Origin of the sequence: Marinobacter sp. (assembly GCF_035268745.1) — a bacterium.
Classification (GTDB): domain Bacteria; phylum Pseudomonadota; class Gammaproteobacteria; order Pseudomonadales; family Oleiphilaceae; genus Marinobacter.
This window is the reverse complement of sequence record NZ_DATFKH010000187.1, coordinates 1-1,910: the sequence shown is the minus strand read 5'-3', so window position 1 is coordinate 1,910 and position 1,910 is coordinate 1. Positions and strand designations below refer to the sequence as shown.

Below are 1,910 nucleotides of genomic sequence, written 5' to 3'. Positions count from 1 at the left end.
CGGCCAGTGCCGGAGGTTTCGGGGATGGCGCCCATGGCGGAAGAGCATTTCCGCGCCCGCAAGGAGTCCGGCAAGGACCTGATCGAGGCGCTGGCGGAAATGGACCGGTTGTTGTCAGGCAGAGGCTGAAGGCCTCAGGCGACCGGACGGGACACTGATATGTTTTGACCTGTCAAATGATGGCACAATGTTCGTTGTTTCACCTCCGGTTAAGCACGTTGGGTCAGGACATGGCCAGGCAGTTTGCGACGGTGGATCATACTGATATACGTGGATTGGTTACCGACCTGACTTCACTACGTCGCGGAGCTGACCTTTCTCTAGCAGCAGGGATCAGCAACCGGAACCGCCTCTGGGCGGATTTCCGGCCACTGCCGGTTTAGTGTCCTCAAGGGTTCTCCACACCGGCCTGACCCTGCCCTGACTCAACGTGCCTCCTCTTTCATTTTTCGACCCTGCTGGGGTTTCCAGGTTTATCCGGTGTTCGACGTCCCATGGACCCTCGGCATCTCCTCCCGGACGATCGCCCAGATAAAACCGGCCAGCTCCCTGGCAATCGCCACGCACACCAGCTTGCTGTTCTTACCGGCCTGGATGAGGTCCCGGTAGCGACCGCAAAGGCGTTTCTGAGCCTGCCAGGCGATCCTCTTCGCGGCCTCGGACGCAGGGGCGGCTTTACGCTTGAGATGTTTCGTCTGGCGCGCCGGGAAGCGGTAACTCCAGGCTGATTCGACCAGCATCCGTCGGGCGTGACCATTGCCCGTGAGCGTGATGCCGCCTTGGCGACGCCTCCCGCCACTGCTATGTTCGCTCGGCACCAATCCCAAAAATGCCATCAGTTGGCGGGGCGAGTCGAAGCGGGAAATATCCCCCAACTCAGCCAGCAACACCATGGCCGCCAGCGTGTCAATTCCCCGTAGCGCCACCAGGGCCTCCACAACCGGCGCCAGAGACCACTGCGCCAACGCCCGCTCCATCTGTGCACGGAGATCGGCCACGCGCCGCGCCGCCGCCCGTACCGCATCAACATATTCCTGCAGCACGACCTGCTGCCAGTCATGCGTAAATTTCAGCGACTCCAGCCACGTGTAATGGGCCTCCGTCCAGCGCCTCTTGCCAGCGGGCCAGGCGTGCCCGTGGCGCAGCACGAACGCGTTAAGCTGCTGGCGTGCCTTTCGCTCCTGAGCCTTCATGTCGCCTCGGGCACGGGTCAGATCCCGCATCGCTTCTTGCTCCGAGCCGGGCACCCAGACGGGTGTCAGATCGCCGTTGCGTGCAAGGCGGGCCAGCTTCAAAGCGTCCCGACGGTCGGTCTTGATCCGCTCCGCCGGGGCCTTGGGGATGCGCGACGGCGCCACCACCTCGCAAGCATGCCCGGTACCGACAAGCTGGCGATGCAGGCCATAGCCACACGGCCCCGCCTCATACACAAACTGTAAGACACCACCACCAAACCGCTCACTCAGACGCCGCACCAGCTTCTCAATCGATTTCGGGCGGTTGGCAATCTCACCTTCGGAATGAGGCTCCTGCCGCCCGGGTTCGGCCACCGCCACCGCAATCGTTTCCTTGTGGACGTCCAGGCCCACATACGCTGAGTAACATTCCTGCCCGGGTAGCTCCAGGCTCGCCGCAACGGTATCGATTCGGGACGCTTCTGGTTTAAACTCGTTCATGACCTGCCCTCCTCAATGTGGCTCTGCAAATGGATCTTCCGTCCTCAACTGTAACCCACGATCGTTGAGGACGGGCAGGTCAAAACATCATGTCTAGCTCCGGGTCAGGGCAAAACTGAGTAGCCAGCGACTGCCGCGCTCAATTTTCGAAACACCATGCTGGTATAGATCAGGACGGAACAGATATAGCCGTCCGAACAGGTTGAACATGTTTTTCTCACAGAAAAACTCGCC

General features: G+C 60.9%; 1 protein-coding gene and 1 pseudogene. Both read right to left on the bottom strand.

What is annotated here, in order from left to right:
* Positions 1 to 473 precede the first annotated feature (473 nt).
* A complete protein-coding gene (locus VJ956_RS13115; RefSeq protein WP_324085490.1) occupies positions 474 to 1,676 on the bottom strand; it encodes an IS110 family transposase in 1,203 nt (400 codons plus the stop codon).
* A gap of 93 nt (positions 1,677 to 1,769) precedes the next feature.
* A pseudogene (locus VJ956_RS13110) lies at positions 1,770 to 1,910 on the bottom strand (2OG-Fe(II) oxygenase); the annotation flags it as partial.